Below are 388 nucleotides of genomic sequence, written 5' to 3'. Positions count from 1 at the left end.
TGTGAGAGTAGGACGTTGCCAGGCTTATATATCGGAGGATTAGCTCAGCTGGGAGAGCACCTGCCTTACAAGCAGGGGGTCGGCGGTTCGATCCCGTCATCCTCCACCATTTGCCGGTGTAGCTCAACTGGTAGAGCAACTGACTTGTAATCAGTAGGTTGGGGGTTCAAGTCCTCTTGCCGGCACCAGTTTTTCGAGCCATTAGCTCAGTTGGTAGAGCATCTGACTTTTAATCAGAGGGTCGAAGGTTCGAGTCCTTCATGGCTCACCATTTATATTCACACGCGGGTGTGGCGGAATTGGCAGACGCGCTAGACTTAGGATCTAGTGTCTTACGACGTGGGGGTTCAAGTCCCTTCACCCGCATCTTTCATTAATTTCATATATG

Annotated in this window: 4 tRNA genes; all 4 read left to right on the top strand. The window is 50.8% G+C overall.

Annotation, left to right across the window (positions count from 1 at the left end):
- The first annotated feature begins 33 nt into the window (after positions 1–33).
- The 4 genes from ACN6NE_RS31165 to ACN6NE_RS31150 all read left to right on the top strand — a co-directional run bounded on the left by ACN6NE_RS31165 (position 34) and on the right by ACN6NE_RS31150 (position 366).
- Positions 34–109, top strand: a tRNA-Val gene (locus tag ACN6NE_RS31165).
- Positions 110–112: 3 nt separating this feature from the next.
- A tRNA-Thr gene (locus tag ACN6NE_RS31160) sits at positions 113–188 on the top strand.
- Positions 189–195: 7 nt separating this feature from the next.
- A tRNA-Lys gene (locus ACN6NE_RS31155) sits at positions 196–271 on the top strand.
- Between the two features lie 13 nt (positions 272–284).
- A tRNA-Leu gene (locus ACN6NE_RS31150) sits at positions 285–366 on the top strand.
- The last annotated feature ends 22 nt before the right edge of the window (positions 367–388 follow it).

The organism is Priestia sp. 53B2, assembly GCF_056099005.1.
This window is presented reverse-complemented; position numbering and strand designations above follow the sequence as displayed.